The organism is Belnapia moabensis DSM 16746 (assembly GCF_000745835.1).
In the GTDB taxonomy this organism is placed as follows: Bacteria; Pseudomonadota; Alphaproteobacteria; order Acetobacterales; family Acetobacteraceae; genus Belnapia; species Belnapia moabensis.
On record NZ_JQKB01000248.1, the window covers coordinates 1 to 2,084 of the forward strand.

Genomic DNA, 2,084 nt, shown 5'->3' on the forward strand with positions numbered 1-2,084 from the left:
CTTCGCAGCCATGAGGACCCCGGGTGGCTGGCGGCCCTGGGCGGCATGCAATCCGGCCCCGACGCTGCGGATGCGGTTCTCACGTCCGAGTGGTCGTTCAGCGTCCTGTGCTACGATGCTGCGATCCAGAATGCGCTGTCCGCCGCCGAGTCCGCCGCACGCGCACTTGCCCGGCGGGGGCATATGGCCGTCCTGCTCGGGGCAGAGCCGTTGGCGGCGCCACTGGCGGCCTTGACGCAGGTCGAGGGCGGTCAGGACCGACCTGCACGTCTTCTCCTGGCGGTACCTGACCATGGAGACGGTCTCAACTTCGCCTTGGCCGCCTCTGCCGTGACGTTGCTCTCCTCGGTGAACTGCCGAGGGATCGTGGGGGTGGATGCTTCGGACATCTGGTCGGCGATCGGCGGTTCTCGCCCGGGCGCAGCCACCCATGCGGTCGCAGACCGGGGACAGGGTGCGGCAGCCTTCGGTCGCTCCATTGTTTCGGCGACCTGCAAGGCGGGGGTACAACTCCGGTCAGTGCGGCGCCTATTGATCAGCGCTGTGTTGCCGCCGGAATGGAACCTCCGCGAGCTAGACGATCTCGTCACCACCGTTGCGGACGGCTTTGAGGGCGCCGACGCCGCCATTATGTCAGCGGTGTGTGACCCGACCGCCAACACAAAGTCCGTGCTGCTGGTCTGCTCCTAGCAAGGTGCTGGCCCAGCTAAGCTCCAAGGTTGTCTGATTGGCGAGGATGGTTCCTACTTGCCGTCACGGGCGCCAGCACCCGCCATTGGAAACCGCGCCCCTCGGCATTGGGAGCGGCCGTCAAGCTGCAAGCGGCCGAGGGTCGGCCCGAGGTCGTTTAGCGCCTCAAGTTTCCGGGACGCGTTTTCCTAGGTTGCCGTGTAGTCGTCAGGCGCTTTTGACACCGCCACCTACTCGGCCGCGCTGCGCCAGTGCGGTATCGATGAAAAGATGCAGGCCTTTGGACGACTTCTGGCCGAGTTCTGAGATGGCCGGGCTGAGAATTGTACCGCGGGGCCGGGGGGTGACCGCCGACGTTGCAGCGCACCAGCAACGATTGCCGCGGTGACGAACTTCGAAGGACGCCTGCCCCTACAAGACGACATTCACACCGGCACGACGTGCCGCACCCAGACGTTCGGCTCGATGTAGACGACGTGGTTCTGTTCGAGCGAGACATGCACGGGCACGAGGGCATTCGGCACGACGACAGTGCCGGTGGCAGTGAACTGCAATCCGGTCCAGCGCTGCCAGTCGGTGATCGTCCCTGGGACCACCATGCTGGTCGGCGCAACCTTTACAATTTGGCCTCCCGCGCGAACATGCACCCGTAGCCAGGGGTCGGCGGGCAGCCCATCGCCGCCCGTACGGGCTGCGTACTCCTGCATGGGCACGAATGGCTCCAAGTGCTTCAATGTGGGGCGCACGGGCGCGAACATGTGGCTGAGGCCGAGTTCGGCGGCCCGCTGCCGCATGGCGTCGAGAACCATACGCGAGGCGCCCCTACCCCGATGGGAGGGCAGCAGGGTGATCTCCAACGCGCTGAGCGCATTCGGCACCCGACCAAGGGCGCGGTCGGCATGCGCCCATCTGACCACGCCATCCCAGCCCGCATCCGGCAGCTTCTCGCGGCCTACAATTCCGAAGGTGAAGGGCACGGCAAAGGCCCGCCCCACCGCCGCCTCGGCTGGACCGGATCAACAACGGCGAAGGCGGTGCCGAGGCAGGCGTCGAGGTGCGGCCGAGCGAACGGCGCTCGCCGCTCTCGCCCCTCACTTCGAAGCAGTTCGGCGGGCTCAATGACCGGGCGCTGCTGGCCCAGTGGAAGCAGCGCTACAAGCACCGTCTCACCATGCAGGCCAGCTTTGCGATCCCAGGCGGGCTGCTGGGCAGCGCGCCTGGATCACGACCTCCGATCGGCGCTGGCTGCTCGGTGGGCTCGTCCTCCTGGCCAATTGTGGGCCACCCATATGCTTCACCTGGGTGGTGTCGTGCTGTCATTCCTCCGCGACAAGGCTCCGGTACCCCGGGTGCTGTTGGATGAACCGCGCCACAAACTCGCATTGCGGGACCAC

General features: G+C 66.5%; 2 protein-coding genes. One reads left to right on the plus strand and one right to left on the minus strand.

The features are described from left to right. Window positions 1–690: hypothetical protein (locus EP26_RS30620; protein ID WP_043345259.1), on the plus strand; the 690-nt coding region annotated here is incomplete at its 5' end. Between the two features lie 425 nt (window positions 691–1,115). Here the strand turns inward: EP26_RS30620 and EP26_RS30625 are convergent. After that, window positions 1,116–1,667 (minus strand): GNAT family N-acetyltransferase, encoded by a 552-nt coding sequence (locus EP26_RS30625; RefSeq protein WP_157033989.1) that lies wholly within the window; start codon window positions 1,665–1,667, stop codon window positions 1,116–1,118. Between the last annotated feature and the right edge of the window lie 417 nt (window positions 1,668–2,084).